This is a genomic window from Blautia segnis (genome assembly GCF_014287535.1).
Lineage (GTDB): Bacteria > Bacillota > Clostridia > Lachnospirales > Lachnospiraceae > Blautia_A > Blautia_A acetigignens.
Map to the genome: position 1 here is coordinate 36533 of NZ_JACOOT010000002.1, position 17670 is coordinate 54202.

A 17670-nucleotide genomic window follows, 5' to 3' on the forward strand; every position below is an offset into this window, starting at 1 on the left:
AGAATGGAAATGAAAAGAGTATTATTAAAATTAAGCGGAGAGGCTCTTGCAGGCCCGAAGAAAACAGGATTTGACGAGGCAACAGTTCTGGCTGTAGCCAAGCAGATCAAGGCAATTTCTGACGAAGGCGTACAGATTGGAATCGTGATCGGCGGTGGAAACTTCTGGAGAGGACGTACCAGCGAGACCATCGACCGCAGCAAGGCAGACCAGATCGGAATGCTTGCAACCATTATGAACTGCATCTATGTATCTGACCTTTGCAGATATACCGGAATGCAGACTGAGATCTACACTCCATTTGCATGCGGCGCATTTACCAAGCTGTATTCCAAGGACAGCGTGGAGGAGAGCTTTGCACAGGGCAAGCTGGTATTCTTTGCCGGCGGTACCGGACATCCGTATTTCTCCACAGATACCGCTACTGTTCTTCGTGCAGTTGAGATCGAAGCAGAGGCCATCCTTCTTGCCAAGGCTGTTGACGGTATCTATGACAGCGACCCGAAGGTGAACCCAAATGCAGTGAAATATGACGAGATCTCCATCCAGGAGGTTGTTGACAAGAAGCTTGCAGCCATGGACCTGACCGCATCTATTATGTGCCTGGAGCAGAAGATGCCGATGCTGGTATTTGCCCTTGATGAGGAAAACAGCATTATCAATACCGTTCACGGCAAATTTACAGGAACTAAGGTGACTGTATAATCGGAGGATTGCGGGAGCTGCTTTGCAGCGGAGCAATTCGTGGATATCAAGTTAGGATTACAAAAATATTTTAGAGGGAGATTAAATACATGGATGAAAGAATTCAGAAGTATGAAGAGAAAATGAAAAAAACACTGGCAAGCCTTGAGGCAGAGCTGGCTACGATCCGTGCAGGACGCGCCAACCCGCACATTCTGGACAAGCTGACCGTAGACTATTACGGAAGTCCAACACCTCTTCAGCAGGTAGCCAATATTACCGTTCCGGAAGCACGTATGATCCAGATCCAGCCATGGGAATCCAGCCTGATCAAGGGAATCGAGAAAGCAATCCTTACCTCTGACCTGGGACTGAACCCGAACAACGATGGTAAAGTGATCCGCCTTATTTTCCCGGAGCTTACAGAGGAGCGCCGTAAAGATCTTGTAAAGGATATCAAGAAAAAAGGCGAAGCTGCCAAGGTTGCAGTCCGCAACATCCGCCGTGATGCCAACGATGCATACAAGAAACTGAAAAAAGAAGAGGATGTATCCGAGGACGAGATCAAAGAACTGGAAGACAAGATCCAGAAGCTTACAGACAAATACATCAAGGATGTAGATGCAGCAGTTGAACTCAAGGGAAAAGAGATTATGACTGTATAAAAGGATATGTCTGCTGTCTGCCCCTTTTGCAGGGAAACAGCGTAAAGAGAGCTCTGGAAAAGAGCTCTCTTCTGCCTTATAAAGAAAAACGAAAGAACAGGGAGAGAACTATGAACGTACCCAATCATATTGCCATCATCCTGGATGGAAACGGACGCTGGGCGAAGGCAAAGGGAATGCCCCGCGGCTATGGACATATAAAAGGCTGCGCCAATCTGGAGCAGGTCTGCTATGATATTAAGGATCTGGGTGTGAAATACCTGACGGTCTACGCTTTTTCCACAGAGAACTGGAAGCGTTCCAGGGAGGAAGTAGACGGTCTGATGAAGCTGTTCCGCAGCTATCTGAAGAAGTGTATTAAGATTTCCAGAGACAATAAGATGAAGATCAAGATCATCGGTGATATTTCTGCTTTTGCACCGGATATCCAGGAGAGCATCCACAAGCTGGAGGAGTTTTCTAAGGATTACGATGAGCTGTATTTCCAGATTGCCATGAATTACGGAAGCCGTGATGAGATCACAAGAGGCATGAAAAAAATGGCCCAGGATGTAGCCGACGGAAAGCTTTCACCGGATGAGGTGACAGAGAGCAGGATTGAAAGCTATCTGGACACAGCAGGCGTGCCGGACCCGGATCTTCTGATCCGCACCAGCGGGGAGCAGCGGCTTTCCAATTTCCTGATGTGGCAGCTGGCCTACACGGAATTTTATTTTACCGATGTGGCATGGCCAGATTTCCACAAACCAGAATTAATACAGGCTATCGAGAAATATAATCAAAGAGACAGAAGATACGGCGGAGTGAAGGAGGAATAACATGTTTAAGACACGACTGTTAAGCGGAATCGTGCTGGTGGCAGTGGCGCTTCTCACCATTATCAGCGGCGGCTACGTGCTGTTCTTCACACTGCTTGGCATTTCCCTGATCGGAATGCAGGAGCTGTATAAGGCCATGAAGGTTCGCACAGATCAGTTTAACGCACTGGAAATTGCAGGATACTTAGGTGCTGTGATCTATTATGTGCTGATGGCAGCAGATTTTGAGAAATATGGAATGATGGGCGTTATTATTGCGTTCATGATCTTTATGTTTGTGTATGTATTTAATTATCCCCGTTTTCATGCCGAGCAGGTAATGCCTGCATTTTTCGGCGTGGTATATGTGGCAGTGATGCTTTCCTTTATTTATCTTACCAGAAACCTGCCGGATGGCAAATTCCTGGTATGGCTGATCTTCCTTTGTTCATGGGGATGTGATACCTGTGCATACTGCGTGGGAATGCTGATCGGCAAGCACAAGATGGCACCTGTTTTAAGCCCGAAGAAATCTGTGGAAGGCGGAATCGGCGGCGTGGCAGGAGCAGCTCTTCTGGGCGTGATCTACGCAGCTGCTACAGGCGGCCCTATGGCAGAGTATGCCCTGATCTGTGCAGTGGGCGCTTTGATTTCTATGGTAGGAGACCTTGCAGCTTCTGCAATTAAGAGAAACCAGGGAATCAAGGACTATGGCAAACTGATTCCGGGACATGGCGGAATTCTGGACCGTTTTGACAGTGTGATCTTTACCGCACCTGCCATTTACTTCCTGGCGAAGCTGGTGCTGGGAATCTGATCCTGGAAACATGGATGCCTTGAGGCGAGGTTTTCCGGAAGTGGTTCATATTGAATTTGAGAGGATATTTACATGAAAAAAATTGCAATTTTAGGCTCTACAGGGTCCATTGGTACCCAGACACTGGATGTGGTAAGAGCCAATGGTGATATTGAAGTGCTGGGAATCAGCGCCGGAAGAAATGTAAAAATGCTGGAAGAGCAGGCAAGGGAGTTTCATCCTAAGCTGATCGCAGTGTGGGATGAAAATGCGGCAAAGGACCTGGCCGTCCGCCTTCAGGATATGGATGTGAAGATCGTATCCGGAATGGATGGGCTTCTGGAGCTTGCCCGTATGCCTGAGACGGATATTTTGGTAACAGCTGTTGTGGGAATGATCGGAATCCGTCCTACTATGGAAGGAATTAAGGCAGGCAAGGACATTGCCCTTGCCAATAAAGAGACTCTTGTAACAGCTGGTCATTTGATCATTCCAATGGCAAAAGAATACGGCGTTCAGATCCTTCCTGTGGACAGTGAGCACAGTGCCATTTTCCAGGCCCTTCACGGGGAAAAAAGAGAGCAGGTGGAGAAGCTTCTGATCACTGCATCCGGCGGTCCTTTCCGCGGAAGAAAAAGAGATGAGTTAAAGAATGTAACTCTTGCGGATACCCTGAAGCACCCCAACTGGGTGATGGGACAGAAGATCACCGTAGATTCTGCTACCCTGGTGAACAAAGGCCTTGAGGTAATGGAAGCCAAGTGGCTGTTTGATGTAGACCTGGATCACATTCAGGTAGTTGTCCAGCCAAAGAGCATTATCCACTCCATGGTGGAGTTTAAAGACGGCGCGGTGATGGCCCAGCTTGGAACTCCGGATATGCGTCTTCCCATCCAGTATGCCCTTTACTATCCGGAGCGCAGATACTTAGAGGGAGAGCGTCTTGATTTCCACAAATTAAAAGAGATCACCTTCGAGGATCCGGATATGGAAACCTTCCTGGGACTTCCTATGGCAATGGACGCTGCCAGGGCAGGAGGCAGCATGCCGACTGTATTTAATGCGGCAAATGAGCTGGCAGTTAAGAAATTTCTGCAGGAAAAGATCGGCTTTCTGGATATTTATGAGATTATCGGACAGTCTATGGACAGACATCAGGTAATCGCAAATCCTGACCTGGACGAGATACTGGCTGTTGAGGCGGAGACTTATAAATGGATCGAAAGCAGGTGGTAGATTGAAAATTATTCTGGCAATTTTGATTTTCAGTGCGATCATTCTTTTTCATGAGCTGGGACATTTCCTTCTGGCAAAGAAAAATAAAATCGTAGTAACAGAGTTTTCTCTTGGAATGGGACCAAGACTTCTCAGTACGGTGAAGAACGGAACCAGGTACTCTCTGAAGCTGTTTCCCATCGGCGGTTCCTGTGCCATGATGGGAGAGGATATGGAGGACGAAGCGCCGGGAACCTTTAACGGAGCGCCTGTATGGGGCAGAATCGCCACAGTTGCGGCAGGACCTGTGTTCAACTTTATCCTGGCATTTGTGATAACAGTGATCATTGTTTCTCTGGTGGGATATGATCCAGCTGAGGTTACCCAGGTGGAAAGCGGTTCTACAGTGGCAGAGGCTGGTCTTCAGGAGGGGGATATCATCAAGGAATATCAGGGGTATCACATAGACCTGGCAAGGGACCTGTATCTTTATATGTACCTGAACAGCGTCCAGGAGGATGAGACCATCCACATGACCGTTGAACGGGATGGGAAAGATGTGGAGCTGTCTTTCAAGCCGGATGTGCAGGTTCGGTATCTTCTTGGCTTTAACCGGAAGAATACGGATTCCCTTGAGGTAGAATCCCTGATCCCGGGAATGGGTCTGTCAGAAACCGGTGTGGAGCCTGGGGATGTGATTACTTCCATCAATGGCACCCGCCTGGAGAATGCAGAGGATTATACCAATTATCTTGCAGATCATCCTCTTACCGGCGAGACTGTGACCATCACCTATGAAAGAGACGGCCTGGAATACACTGCAGATGTAACGCCTAAAGAGTACCGCACTGCGGTTCTGAAATTTTCCTACAACCTTGCCTATACCAAGGCAGAGGGCTTCGGCGTGCTGAAATACGGTGCTCTGGAAGTAAAATATCTGATCCGCTCCACCTTGCTTAGCCTGAAGGAGCTTCTTACAGGAGGTCTTGGGGTGAAGGATCTCAGCGGGCCGGTTGGCGTTGTGGATGCCATCGGAAGCACCTATGAGGAGAGCAAGAGTGAGGGAATGCTGGCAATTTGGGTGAATATGCTGTACATGGCAGCCCTGCTGTCCGCAAACCTTGGGGTTATGAACCTTCTTCCCCTGCCAGCACTGGACGGCGGCCGTCTGGTATTCCTCATCATTGAGGCAGTGCGCAGAAAGCCTGTCAACCGCCAGGTGGAAGGCACCATCCATTTTGCCGGGCTGATGGTACTGATGGTTTTGATGGTTGTGGTCATGTACAATGATATTCTGAAAATATTCTGAAAATAAAGATGCATTTACCACCAGGAGCTGATGCAAACCTTTACGTTTGCACAGCTCCTGGTTTTTTTGTTTTTTGATGGGAGCTTGACAGAATATGAACAACCCTTTATAATAAAATAGTTTTATAATCAAACTAAATGCCAAACTAAATACTATGGAGGGTTTTATTGTGGATAGAGAGTATAAAAGCAGTCTGAAATGTCTTAGAATCGGAGATAAAATTGCAGAGCTTCCCATTATTCAGGGAGGAATGGGAGTCGGAGTCAGCAGAAGCTCTCTGGCTGGGGCTGTAGCGGCCGAAGGAGGCGTAGGGGTTATTTCTACAGCACAGATTGGATACGATGAGGAAGGCTTTGAAAAAGATCCGGCAGCCTGTAATCTTCGCGCAATCCGCAGGCATATTTTAAAAGCCCGTGAGATTGCAAAGGGACGGGGACTGATTGGTGTTAATGTTATGGCAGCATTGAAGCATTACAAAGAACATATACATGAGGCTGTGGCAGCCGGTGCAGATCTTATTATCAGCGGCGCAGGACTTCCTGTAAACCTGCCGGAACTGGTGCCGGAAACCTGCAGAACAAAGATTGCACCAATTGTCTCATCTAAACGTGCAGCACAGCTGATACTGAAAATGTGGGCACACCGTTATAACCGCACGGCAGATCTGATCGTCATTGAAGGACCGGAGGCTGGGGGACATCTGGGCTTTTCCAGGGAGCAGCTGGACCATAGGGCAGATCTGGATTTTGATCAGGAAATCCGAGATATTATTTCCTGTAAAAAAGAGTATGAGGAAAAGTTTTCCAGGGAAATTCCTGTGGTTGTAGCAGGTGGGATTTTTGACCGAAGTGACATTGATCATGTGCTGTCGCTTGGAGCAGATGGTGTGCAGATTGCAAGCCGGTTTGTGGCGACCGAAGAGTGCGACGCAGATGAGCGGTACAAGCAGGCATACATTGATGCAAGGGAAGAAGATATCCAGATTGTACAAAGTCCTGTAGGAATGCCGGGAAGAGCTGTGAGAAATCACTTTGTGGAGACTGTGGAAGCCGGCCGTATTCCTGTGAAAAAATGTTATCACTGCCTGGAAAAGTGTAATCCCGGGCAGGTTCCCTATTGTATTACAAATGCCCTGATTCAGGCTGTGAATGGGGATGTGGAGAATGGTCTGATTTTCTGCGGCTCTAATACAGGCCGGATTCGGGAAATCACTACAGTATCTGCGCTGATGCGGGAGCTGGCAGAAGGCTGAAGTATTCAGAACTAGATGGATGCCATACTAAGGAAACCTTGTTTGGAAAAAAATAACAGGAATCTCTTGAATTGACAGAATACCTGTGGCAAAATATAGAAAAATTCAGGAGGTGCTGTTAATTATGAATTTTATGCATGATATTTTGCCTTATGGCAAATTCGGACGTTCAAGGGCCATTAATGCGGAGAACCCTACAGGGGAAAAAGGCAAGGGAGGAACAGCAGCCAGTAACCTTGGCACAGGAAGGAAGGGAAGTCCCTGCCTTTTGAATCTGCTGCCGGGGAGTACTACAGTTCTTGGTGATATTAAGGGCTGCGGAGTGATCAACCATATCTGGATTACAGTAGATGCCAAAACCTCAGAAGGAGACTGCTTTGTGCTCCGTGATCTGGTTTTGCGGATGACCTGGGATGATGAGGAGCACCCGTCTGTGGAAGTGCCTCTGGGAGACTTCTTCTGTTGTGGTTTTGGAAAAGAGTGCACTGTAAATTCATACTCCATTGCTGTAGTCCCTGCAAGAGGAATGAACAGCTATTTTTCCATGCCATTTACCAAAAGGGCGAAAATTGAACTGATAAATGAACACAAAAATCCTATCCCGGCATTTTTCTATCAGATTGATTACTGTCTGTACGACAGTCTTCCGGATCCTGTTCTGTATTTCCATGCAAAATGGAACCGGGAGTCTGTAACTGAAAAAAAGAAAGATTATACCATTCTGGATGGTGTCCATGGAAGAGGAATTTATGTGGGAACTTACCTTGCTCTGCAGACCTTGGAGAGATATTGGTGGGGCGAAGGCGAAGTGAAATTTTATCTGGACGGAGATGTGGAATTTCCAACAATCTGCGGAACCGGAACAGAGGATTATGTAGGTGGTTCCTGGAGCTTTGCCAAGCAGGAGGACGGCAGAACAGTGGAGCAGACTTATTCTACACCATTTTTAGGTTATCCTTATTATTCAAAACAGGATGAACTGACTTACCACCCCTATTACAACGATGACTGTCCTCCTATGCGAGGCATGTATCGCTTCCATATTCCGGATCCGGTTTATTTTGAGGAAGATATCCGCGTGACCATCCAGCAGATTGGTATGTGCCATAACGGCCTGTTTGAGAGACAGGATGATGTTTCCAGTGTGGCATACTGGTATCAGGAAAAAGGTGGACAAAATGACTACTCCCCGCTTCTGCCCAGGGAAGAGAGATGGCCAAGATAAAAAACTGTATTACAGGCTGCCGCTTAGCAAAAGAGAAATCTTGGCGTAAGCGGCAGTGCTGCGTTGTGCGAAGGCTTTTTACTGAAGCTCGGCGATTCGGGTGACACCTACGTAGACTTCCTGAACTTTGTACCAGGTGGGATAGTCTACGATTCCGGTTTCCGGCAGTCCGAAAATGTTCTGGAATTTTCGCACGCAAGCCTGAGTCTGAGAGCCATATATGCCATCCGGATTTACCTTTGGAAGTGCGGGGTATGCCTGACTGATGGCATTTAACTGCTCCTGGAGCTGTACAACCTTACTTCCTGATGCACCTATATCCAAGTCGTAACCCGGCCAGGAAGAAGGGATGCCGGAAATCTCCTCCGCAACATTGATATACATGTCACTTCCATAAAAATAGCGCAGAATCTCAATAGGGGAATATCCCTGATCTCCAAGGCGCTTACTTCCCCACTGGGTCATCCATCCCCGGTCACGGCATTGCACTCGTTCTCCGTCACAGTATTGTGTAAGAATGGGCTGACGTACATTTGGCCTGGAAAGATAGTTTTCAAACAGTTCATCTACTATGCGGTCAATGGTATTAAAAATATTTCTTCCACGGATCCATTTGTGGTCATAAGCAGTGGAGGAGGTGATGGTATAGTCTTTTCCCTTGTTGCGGTACCACTCTGTGTATACCCGGTTTAGGGTAAAGGACATAATTGCCAGAACATTGGCTCGGATCGTATCGTCGGGCCAGGTGGCGTAGATTTCACTGCTGGCAACATTTTTGATGTAATCCCGGTAGCGCACATAATAGTTGGAGGCGGAATTATCGCCTACGGGTCCGTCGTGAACAACAATATATTCAGGGATAACTACTTTGCTCAGCACGATTTCTCCGGTTTCATTTACTGGCTTGATTTCAGATTCCTGTATTTTGGGCGGATACTCGTAAAAAAGTGTGTGTGGAGGAATGACGACACGGCTGTCGGCGACAGAGCTTTGCCGCGGGTTTAAAAGTACAGGCTGTTTGGCGAGGATAGCCGGAAGGACTTCTGTGCCTGCAATTTCCTCCGAATGGAAATCCTCAGCTTCAATCTGCATGGAATATTCTGCGTAGGGCTGGGCTTCCTCAGTAGCATTTAAGCTGTATTCCAAAGGCGGCGTTTTCAGCTGGAGGACAGGGGTATTGCCGGAAGAATCGGTGCGGACCTCTTCAATCACACTATTGGGATCGCCAGTGTAGGAAATGCGAACCAGTGCATTTTCTACAGGACGGTTGTCGGCTTCAGAGCGCACGGTTATCTGCAAGGTTCCCTGATCTACATTTTCCTGCTGTGCATGTAAGGTTTTTCTGAAATACATGGACGACCTCATAAAATGCTCTTCTGGGTATTATATGCCGGATGTGTGGGAAAGATGAGCTGAGAAAATTCAGGGCTGTTTGTTGGTACGAAGTTCGGTTATAATAGAAACAGAAAATATACGAAAGAAGGGAAAAAATGAAAAATTTAAGAAAACGTGTGGGAAGATTTCTGCTGATGTTTGCAATGCTCTTTGCAGGAATTCTGCTTCCGCAAAATACGAAAGCGGTTTGGGCAGCAGATGGCAGCATGACGGTACATTTTCTGGATGTAGGGCAGGGGTTGTCTGTTCTGGTGGAATCGGAAGGGCAGACTTTGCTGTATGATGGCGGTCCCAGAAGCGCATCCAGCTTTGTGGTATCCTATTTGCAGGAACGGCAGATTTCGGAGATTGATTATCTGATTTCTTCCCATTATGATGAGGACCACGTCAGCGGATTGATTGGATGTTTGAATGCCTTTGATGTGGCAAATGTGATTGGAGCAGACTATGTCCACGATTCCTCGCTGTATGATTCCTTTATGGATGGAGTCGCAGCGCAGGGGCTTACGGTACAGCATCCGGCTGTGGGAACAGAATATGAATTCGGTTCCGGGAAATTTACGATTTTGTCTCCGCAAAATATCAGCAAAGAGAGCAATGCCAATTCTGTGGCAATCAGGCTGACAAATGGGGAAAACAGTTTTATTTTTACCGGGGATGCGGATTACAACAGCGAGGCTGACATGGTATCTTCCGGAATTGACCTTAGCTGTGATGTGTTAAGTGTGGGACATCACGGATCTGCAACATCCACCAGCTGGGATTTTTTGCAGGCGACAGTTCCGGAGTATGCAGTGATCAGCTGCGGCGCAGGAAATATGTACGGACACCCTCATGAAGAGACGATGGAAAAACTGTCCGACATGGGTATCCAGGTGTACCGTACAGATGAACAGGGGACGATTGTAGTTTCTTCTGACGGGAATTCTCTTTCCTGGAATATGGATCCCTGTAATGATTATACTTCCGGGGATGGAAAAAGTCCTGCGGGAGAAAGCGAGACGCAGGGATTTGCCGGGGAACAGTATGATGATCAGGGAGAATCGAATGATACGGATTCCATAGAAGCTGATTCAGCTCAGAACAGCCAGGAAGAGATGGTATGGATCTCTGCTACAGGAAGCAAATACCACAGCATTCCGGACTGTGGTAATATGAACCCGGATAAGGCCTATCAGGAGCCTCTTTCCCAGGCAGAGGCCCAAGGGTATGAAGCCTGTAAGAAGTGTTTCTGAAAAAGCTTTTTATGAAAATTGAACAGACCTTATACCAGAGCCTGTTTCAAACACGCTCTGGAGCCTTTTTTTAATCGGCTCTAAGGCCAGGGATATGTATGCAGAACTGGTCAGGATGCTATTACAGTTTTTTCAAGGTTGTCAACCCGCATTTCCAGGTTGGCAACCTTTTCGCGTGTTTCAGCGTTTTCCTGACGGTGACGTATTTCATCAACGCGGGAATCGAAGAGGACGCTGATCTTGCGGTTGGTTTCGTTTTCCAGCGTTAAGTGGATCTTGTGTACAGAGTCGTCAAGGGTATCCATCCTGGATTCCAGCTTATCTACTTTGGATTCCAGTTTATCTACTTTGGATTCCAGCTTATCTACTTTGGATTCCAGTTTATCCATCCTGGATTCCAGCTTATCTACTTTGGATTCCAGTTTATCCATCCTGGATTCCAGCTTATCTACTTTGGATTCCAGTTTATCCATCCTGGATTCCAGTCTATCCATTCTGGATTCCAGCTTAGCTACATCAGAGCGCAGCTCAACCATTTGGGACTTCAGTATAGTTACGTCGGACTTCAGCTCATTCACATCAAAACGCAGTTCATTCATTCCTACCTGCAAGGTGATAACATTCTGGTTAATGTTAAGAAGAACATCTTTTAATTCGGGATCGATCATGGGAAATACACCTCCTTTTAGAAAAATACATTTCAGATACGAAATATTGTTTAGATATACTATATCACAGCCAAAGTATAAAGTCTATTCAATTTTCATAAAAGTCTGGAACATAAAACGAAAACAGAATTCATTTTCAGATTGGAATAAAGATTTTTCAGATGTTCAGACAAGTATATTCCATAGCTGGCGAAAAAGCAACTGCTTTTTGTAAAAATCTTATCCTTAATTTTTTCCATGATATTTCGGATTATCCCTTTTTTATTTGTTGAAATTCTGGTATACTGAAGTGTATGTTTAGTGACAGAAACGAAAAGAAAAATGGTTTCTGACATGTATTGTTTAAAAGAACGTAAGAAATGTAGAATAAATTGGTGGTGTAGAATTAGTGAGTGAACAGAAACGAGTAATTTTCACAAAGGAGGAATTGGCTGCTAAGGTGAAGGTTCCGGCTATTGTGGAACAGGATCTGAAGCGCATTATCAGTGACCGTCTGGAGCAGTGCGGCTTATATTACAGGGTTTTTTCCAGGATTAAGACCGCATCCTCCATGGCTCATAAATTTGCCCTGAAGGATTATGGCGCAGAGAATAAGAAGCTTCAGGATCTGGTGGGTGTCCGGATCAATCTGTACTTTGATGATGATGTGGAGATTTGCCAGAATATTGTGGAGAATACCTTTGATGTGATCGGATGGTCCACTTCCGAGCGCAGTGAGGAGGAGTTTAAGCCCACCAAGCTAAACGGTGTGTGCAGGCTTCCTGAATATTTAAGATCTGAGATTTCCCCGGAGACATGGGATATGTATATTGATGATACCTTTGAAATCCAGATCAAGACCATGTTTTTCGAAGGCTGGCATGAGATTGAGCATGACATGCGGTACAAGGGAGAAGAGCTGTGGAAGAACTACAAGGGATTTTCCCGGTATTTTAACAGCATTCTGGCGACGTTGGAGCTTTGTGATAAATCCATGGTAACCCTGTTTGAGGATCTTGGACATTCCCTTTACAAATCCGGAAGATGGAGCGATATGATCAAGAGCCATTTTCGTTTGAAGCTTGGAGAGGGACAGCTCTATCCTGAGGTGGCACAGCTTCTGGATGAGGACTGTAATCTGCAGGTGGAGAATCTGGCCAAGCGTATTTACAAGACCAGCAAGCAGACTCTGGTGGATCAGCTGCTTCACCGCAGCCGCAAGGTGCCGATCAATGTAAATACCATTATTGCGCTGTTAAACGACAGCCAGTTTCATGACAGCCGCTTAAGTGCTATTTTTAAGGAACGTGACGTATACAATGATGGCCGTGAGGAAAGCCTTGGAGAGTCCTGGCATTACGAAATGAAGCCGCTGATTCGGCACAATGTATTCCAGATGTGCACAAAGGTAGACGGAAGCCGTCTGAAGGAGGGAACTTCTGCTTCTGCTTCCGAGATTTTCCAGCAGGCAGCAGACGGCATTTACAGCTGGATCGTGGGCAAATATGGCGTTTTGTTTAAAGGAATGCCCCAGAAGACCAGCACCTATCATGCGGATATTCTGGCCTATCATGTAGCTGTGAATTATGATCCTGCCAATCGCCGTCTGAATATGCACGTAAGGCATATGGATATGGAGGTGGGCGGCCGCATCTGGTATTCAGAGGCAGGACTTGAGGTTTCCAGGCAGGAAGAAGTCATCTTGAAGGTTTGCAACGGATATGCGCAGCCGGAGCGGGAGCATACCATTCAGGATCCGGGGGTTACATTTTTCAGCTATCCAGGATATTACAAGACAATTGTTGACAATATCGGAATTGTCAATGGAACCGAGTGCTCCAACAGACGCCGCATTATAAGAGAGGAAATGTTTGGAAACCTTCTTACGGCACTGAAAGATCCGGAACGGTTATTCCCTATAGTGGTGATCGTATCCAGAGAGACCCAGGACGGAATGATGGACGAGGACTGGCTTGGACAGTTCCGCGTGTCTGATTTTACAAGAACGGTATGGCGCTATTCCCATGTGTTTACGGCGCATGAATCTGTGGGCAAGAAGTTCTTAAGGCTGGCAGGCATTGATCTTCGCCAGATTGATGACATTCCGCGGCTGTATATTTTCTGGCCAGGCGGGGATGTGGATGACTATGGTCCTGAGGATGTGACCAACTGCAGCTTTGGCCGTCACTTGGAAGCAAGAGGGGATGCGCGTACTTATGACATTGTCCGCGGCGGACAGGCTTTTTATCATAAGATCGTTACGGATTTAAGAGAGTGGAATATTTCCGCGGATATGTGGGAAGGCTTTAAGCTGGAGACGGTGACGGAACTGCCGAAGTAAGGAAAATTTTTCTAAGATAAAAAGAATACCATCCGTAATTTGCACCTGGTTAAAACAGGAAACAAATTATGGGTGGTATTTTATTATGAAAGTTCCAGAAGGTGTCCAAGAATAAGCCATGCCTGCATGATCGAAAGCCTGTGAGTAAGCATGGCAACCCGGATTACGAATGCGGTCGACAGCTGCGAGGGCATCCATAGGCGTGCAATAGTTATGCTTTATAAATTATGATGTCGTCTACGGCAGGCAACATGTCCGTTTTGTATGAAATTAAAAAAGACCTGCAAAACAGGCATGTTGCAGGCCATTAACATTTCTTGAATAAAATAAAAAATGCGGAAGATGGGACTTGAACCCACACGAGCGCAATGCTCACAAAATCCTTAGTCTTGCTCGTCTGCCAGTTCCGACACTTCCGCATATCGCATTTCGTAGAGATCAGAAATCTCTGCGCGATCAAATATTTAATTGTACATGCGGAAGATGGGACTTGAACCCACACAAGCGCAATGCTTACAAGATCCTTAGTCTTGCTCGTCTGCCAGTTCCGACACTTCCGCATATCGCACTTCATAGAGATCAATCTCTGTGCGATTAAATATTTATCATACTACCTTAAGTAGTACATGCGGAAGATGGGACTTGAACCCACACGAGCGCAATGCTCACAAGATCCTTAGTCTTGCTCGTCTGCCAGTTCCGACACTTCCGCATATCGCGTTTCTCATGGAGAATTGTTTCTTTCTCGCTGCGACGGATATTAGTATAACAAAGGGGTATGGGATTGTCAACACATTTTTTGAAAAAAATTTAAAAATTTTATTTTCTTTTTGAAAAAAAGAGGAATTTGAAATTTTGTGTAGAATATAATTAATAGGAGGAAGATTATCAATACACCTGTCAGTCTTTGGAGGATAGTGAATCTATGAATATCAGAGAGAGCATGGAAGAAAGAGAACTGGAGCTGCTCTGCCCTTATGCGGCGTACAGCGGCAAGTCCAGGGGAAGAGACCGCGAGGAGGAAGAGTGCGATGTGCGCACTGTGTATCAGCGGGACCGTGACAGGATTCTGCACAGCAAGGCTTTTCGCAGAATGAAGGATAAGACACAGGTGTTTCTGGCACCGGAGGGAGATCATTACAGGAACCGGCTTACCCACACATTAGAGGTTTCCCAGATCGCTCGTACCATAGCCAAGGCGCTGCGTCTGAATGAAGACTTGGTGGAAGCCATAGCCTTAGGCCACGATCTTGGACATACTCCATTCGGACACTCAGGAGAGACTGCACTGAACCAGGTACATCCCGGCGGCTTTGCCCACTATCAGCAGAGCATCCGTGTGGTGGAGGTACTGGAGAAGAACGGAGAGGGGCTGAACCTTACCTGGGAGACTAAGGACGGAATCCTGAACCATCGTACCAGCGGCAGTCCGTCTACACTGGAAGGACAGGTGGTACGCTTTTCCGATAAGATCGCATATGTCCACCATGACATGGACGATGCCCAGAGAGCCGGAATTATCACGGAGACGGATATTTCATCAGGCCTCAGGGAGTTTCTGGGACAGACCACAAGAGAGAGGCTGAACACCTTTGTCCATGATGTGATCGAGAACAGCATGGATAAGCCGTCCATACAGATGTCTCCAGCTGTGGAGCAGGCACTGATGGATTTGCGCCAGGAGATGTTCCAGAAGGTATATCTGAATCCCATAGCGAAAAAGGAAGAGTCCAAGGCTATCAAAATGCTGACGGAACTTTACCAGTATTACATAGACCATCCGGAGGCCATGTCCAGGGAGTACCTTGCCCTGATCGAGAAAAGGGGCGTGCCCAAAAGCAGGGCGGTATGTGACTGGCTGTCAGGCATGACGGATCAGTACTCTATGAAGAAATTCAAGGAGATCTTTATCCCGAGAGCCTGGGAGGTATATTAGAAGTTACTGTTCACTGGTAATGTTCCGCGAGGTGTTTTACTATGAAAGTCCCAGACGGCAGCCAAGAATGAGCCATGCTTGCATGAGCGAATTCTTGGATATCGGATGGGCTAGACCGTATGAGTAAGTAGGGCGATAGCCCGGATTACGAATGCGGTCGGCAGCTGTGGGAGCGCCCATAGGCGCGGAACAGCTGACTTTCATATATGGTGATGTCGCCGGCAGGCGACATGTCCGTTTGGTGAACAAAGTTCACAGAAAACCCGAGAAGTGCGGCGCGAAATCATGCAAAGCATGATTTCTGTGCATCGCGAAGCGTGTTATTGGGCACGAAGTGAACAGTAACTATTAGAAACAGAAATGGAGGATAAGCATGCGTTATTCTGACGATATCATTGAAGAAGTACGTATGAAAAATGATATTGTAGATGTGATATCCCAGTATGTGAGACTGACCAGAAAGGGAAGCTCCTATTTTGGTCTGTGTCCTTTTCATAATGAGAAGACGCCGTCCTTCTCCGTAACCCCGTCCAAGCAGATGTATTACTGCTTCGGCTGCGGAGCAGGAGGAAATGTATATAATTTTGTAATGCAGTACGAGAATTATTCCTTTGGAGAAGCCCTTTCCCATCTGGCAGAGCGTGCCGGCGTGGAGCTTCCCAAGATCGAATATTCCCAGGCTGCCAGGGCGAAGGCCGAGAAGCGGGCCACCCTGCTTGAGATCAACAAGAAGGCAGCCCAGTATTTTTACTACCAGCTGCGCCGTGAAAACGGCAAAACCGCTCACGACTATCTGACAGGCAGAGGCCTGAGCGAGGAAATGATTAAGAAATTTGGTCTTGGCTATTCGGACAAATACAGTGATGACCTGTACAAATATCTGAAAGCCCAGAATTACACTGACGATCTGCTGCGGGAATCCGGACTGTTTAATGTGGATGAGCGGCAGGGGATGTACGACAAGTTTTGGAACCGTGTTATTTTCCCCATTATGGATGTAAATAACCGTGTGATCGGATTTGGAGGACGTGTGATGGGTGACGGCAAGCCCAAGTATCTGAACTCCCCGGAGACCCAGATCTTTGATAAGAGCCGTAATCTTTACGGACTGAATATTGCAAGGACCACCAGAAAGAATTACCTGATCCTGTGCGAGGGCTATATGGACGTAATCTCTATGCACCAGGCAGGTTTTACCAATGCGGTAGCCTCCCTTGGAACAGCTCTTACGTCCGGCCATGCAAGCCTGGTGAAGCGTTACACCCAGGAAGTGCTGCTGTTATACGACAGTGATGAAGCTGGAGTAAAGGCTGCGCTGCGAGCCATTCCCATTCTTCGGGAAGCCGGGGTGAATTCCAGAGTGGTGAACCTGCGGCCCCATAAGGACCCCGATGAATTTATTAAGACCGAAGGGGCAGAAGCCTTTGAAAAAAGGCTGGAGGCAGCCATGGACAGCTTTATGTTCCGGGTAAGCATTGCGGCAGGAGAGTTTCCCATGGAGGAGCCTCAGGGACAGAACCGGTTCTTTGACCGGTGCGCCCAGTATCTTCTGGAGCTTTCCGATGAGCTGGAGCGGAACCTTTACATTGAAGCAATCGTGAAGGAATACCGCAGATACGGAATCAGTGTGGAGAACCTGCGCAAGCGTGTGAATTCCCTTGCCATGAAGGGAACTCCCGCAGAGAAGCGGATCCAGCCCAAATCAGGAGACCCGGCAGTCCGGAAGAAGGAAAGTGCAGGGGAAAAATCCCAGAAGCTGATGCTTACTTGGCTTGTCACCTATCCGGGAATTTTTGAGACAGTAGAGAAATATCTGACGCCTTCGGATTTCGTGGTTCCTCTTTATAAAGAAGTGGCAGAGATGCTCTGGAATCAGCGAAAGGAAGGGGATGTGAATCCAGCCAGACTTTTGAATGCATTTACAGACAGCGACGAACAAAAAGAAGTGGCGTCCCTGTTTAATGCCACTATCCATCTTGAGACCAGGGAAGAGCAGGAGAGAGCTTTCTCAGACGCTCTTCTTCGAATCAAGCAGGAGAGCCTGGCTAAGAAAAATGAAAACTGGGATCCGACAGACATGGCAGCCCTGCAGGAGCTTGTGCAGGCCAAGAAAAATCTGGAGGATCTTGGAAGAAAAAGGCAGCAATTGCATATTTCTTTTGAATAAGGATAA

14 protein-coding genes and 3 tRNA genes are annotated in these 17670 nt (G+C 47.1%); 12 read left to right on the plus strand and 5 right to left on the minus strand.

The window, feature by feature from the left end; translation table 11 throughout:
* Positions 1 to 9 precede the first annotated feature (9 nt).
* The 8 genes from pyrH to H8S54_RS00360 all read left to right on the plus strand — a co-directional run bounded on the left by pyrH (position 10) and on the right by H8S54_RS00360 (position 7943).
* Positions 10 to 705, plus strand: coding sequence for a UMP kinase (gene pyrH / locus H8S54_RS00325; protein ID WP_117853560.1), 696 nt, complete (start codon positions 10 to 12; stop codon positions 703 to 705).
* Positions 706 to 794: 89 nt separating this feature from the next.
* A complete protein-coding gene (frr, locus tag H8S54_RS00330) occupies positions 795 to 1349 on the plus strand; it encodes a ribosome recycling factor (RefSeq protein ID WP_021926581.1) in 555 nt (184 codons plus the stop codon).
* A gap of 71 nt (positions 1350 to 1420) precedes the next feature.
* Positions 1421 to 2167 carry an isoprenyl transferase gene (locus tag H8S54_RS00335; RefSeq protein ID WP_262579786.1) on the plus strand — a complete coding sequence of 249 codons (747 nt, stop codon included), beginning with the start codon at positions 1421 to 1423 and terminating at the stop codon, positions 2165 to 2167.
* Position 2168: 1 nt separating this feature from the next.
* A complete protein-coding gene (locus tag H8S54_RS00340; RefSeq protein ID WP_021926579.1) occupies positions 2169 to 2963 on the plus strand; it encodes a phosphatidate cytidylyltransferase in 795 nt (264 codons plus the stop codon).
* A 72-nt stretch (positions 2964 to 3035) separates the two neighbouring features.
* Entirely contained in the window at positions 3036 to 4178 is a 1143-nt protein-coding gene (gene dxr, locus H8S54_RS00345; RefSeq protein ID WP_021926578.1) for a 1-deoxy-D-xylulose-5-phosphate reductoisomerase, read from the plus strand.
* A gap of 1 nt (position 4179) precedes the next feature.
* Positions 4180 to 5466 carry an RIP metalloprotease RseP gene (gene rseP, locus H8S54_RS00350; protein ID WP_021926577.1) on the plus strand — a complete coding sequence of 429 codons (1287 nt, stop codon included), beginning with the start codon at positions 4180 to 4182 and terminating at the stop codon, positions 5464 to 5466.
* Positions 5467 to 5635: 169 nt separating this feature from the next.
* Positions 5636 to 6718 (plus strand): NAD(P)H-dependent flavin oxidoreductase, encoded by a 1083-nt coding sequence (locus tag H8S54_RS00355; RefSeq protein ID WP_289044902.1) that lies wholly within the window; start codon positions 5636 to 5638, stop codon positions 6716 to 6718.
* A 133-nt stretch (positions 6719 to 6851) separates the two neighbouring features.
* Positions 6852 to 7943 carry a glycoside hydrolase family 172 protein gene (locus H8S54_RS00360; RefSeq protein ID WP_408610244.1) on the plus strand — a complete coding sequence of 364 codons (1092 nt, stop codon included), beginning with the start codon at positions 6852 to 6854 and terminating at the stop codon, positions 7941 to 7943.
* Between the two features lie 78 nt (positions 7944 to 8021).
* Here H8S54_RS00360 and H8S54_RS00365 read toward each other — a convergent pair whose 3' ends face one another.
* Positions 8022 to 9296: a peptidoglycan-binding domain-containing protein gene (locus tag H8S54_RS00365; protein WP_021926574.1), complete on the minus strand. Its 1275-nt coding sequence runs from the start codon at positions 9294 to 9296 to the stop codon at positions 8022 to 8024.
* 137 nt (positions 9297 to 9433) lie between these two features.
* Here H8S54_RS00365 and H8S54_RS00370 point away from each other — a divergent pair, with 137 nt between their 5' ends.
* Positions 9434 to 10573, plus strand: coding sequence for a ComEC/Rec2 family competence protein (locus tag H8S54_RS00370; RefSeq protein WP_021926573.1), 1140 nt, complete (start codon positions 9434 to 9436; stop codon positions 10571 to 10573).
* Positions 10574 to 10683: 110 nt separating this feature from the next.
* Here the strand turns inward: H8S54_RS00370 and H8S54_RS00375 are convergent, their stop codons facing one another.
* On the minus strand, positions 10684 to 11241 hold the full coding sequence (locus H8S54_RS00375) for a DUF16 domain-containing protein (RefSeq protein ID WP_117853496.1): 558 nt from the start codon (positions 11239 to 11241) through the stop codon (positions 10684 to 10686).
* A gap of 388 nt (positions 11242 to 11629) precedes the next feature.
* On the opposite strand from H8S54_RS00375, the gene H8S54_RS00380 reads away from it, so the two are divergent.
* A complete protein-coding gene (locus H8S54_RS00380) occupies positions 11630 to 13561 on the plus strand; it encodes a nucleotidyltransferase family protein (protein WP_021926571.1) in 1932 nt (643 codons plus the stop codon).
* Between the two features lie 334 nt (positions 13562 to 13895).
* On the opposite strand, the gene H8S54_RS00385 is transcribed toward H8S54_RS00380, so the two are convergent.
* From H8S54_RS00385 to H8S54_RS00395, 3 genes are all read right to left on the minus strand, one after another.
* Positions 13896 to 13980, minus strand: a tRNA-Leu gene (locus tag H8S54_RS00385).
* A gap of 56 nt (positions 13981 to 14036) precedes the next feature.
* Positions 14037 to 14121, minus strand: a tRNA-Leu gene (locus H8S54_RS00390).
* A 67-nt stretch (positions 14122 to 14188) separates the two neighbouring features.
* Positions 14189 to 14273 (minus strand) — tRNA-Leu (locus H8S54_RS00395).
* A 213-nt stretch (positions 14274 to 14486) separates the two neighbouring features.
* On the opposite strand from H8S54_RS00395, the gene H8S54_RS00400 reads away from it, so the two are divergent.
* Entirely contained in the window at positions 14487 to 15497 is a 1011-nt protein-coding gene (locus H8S54_RS00400) for a deoxyguanosinetriphosphate triphosphohydrolase (RefSeq protein ID WP_021926570.1), read from the plus strand.
* 373 nt (positions 15498 to 15870) lie between these two features.
* On the plus strand, positions 15871 to 17664 hold the full coding sequence (gene dnaG, locus H8S54_RS00405) for a DNA primase (RefSeq protein WP_021924995.1): 1794 nt from the start codon (positions 15871 to 15873) through the stop codon (positions 17662 to 17664).
* The last annotated feature ends 6 nt before the right edge of the window (positions 17665 to 17670 follow it).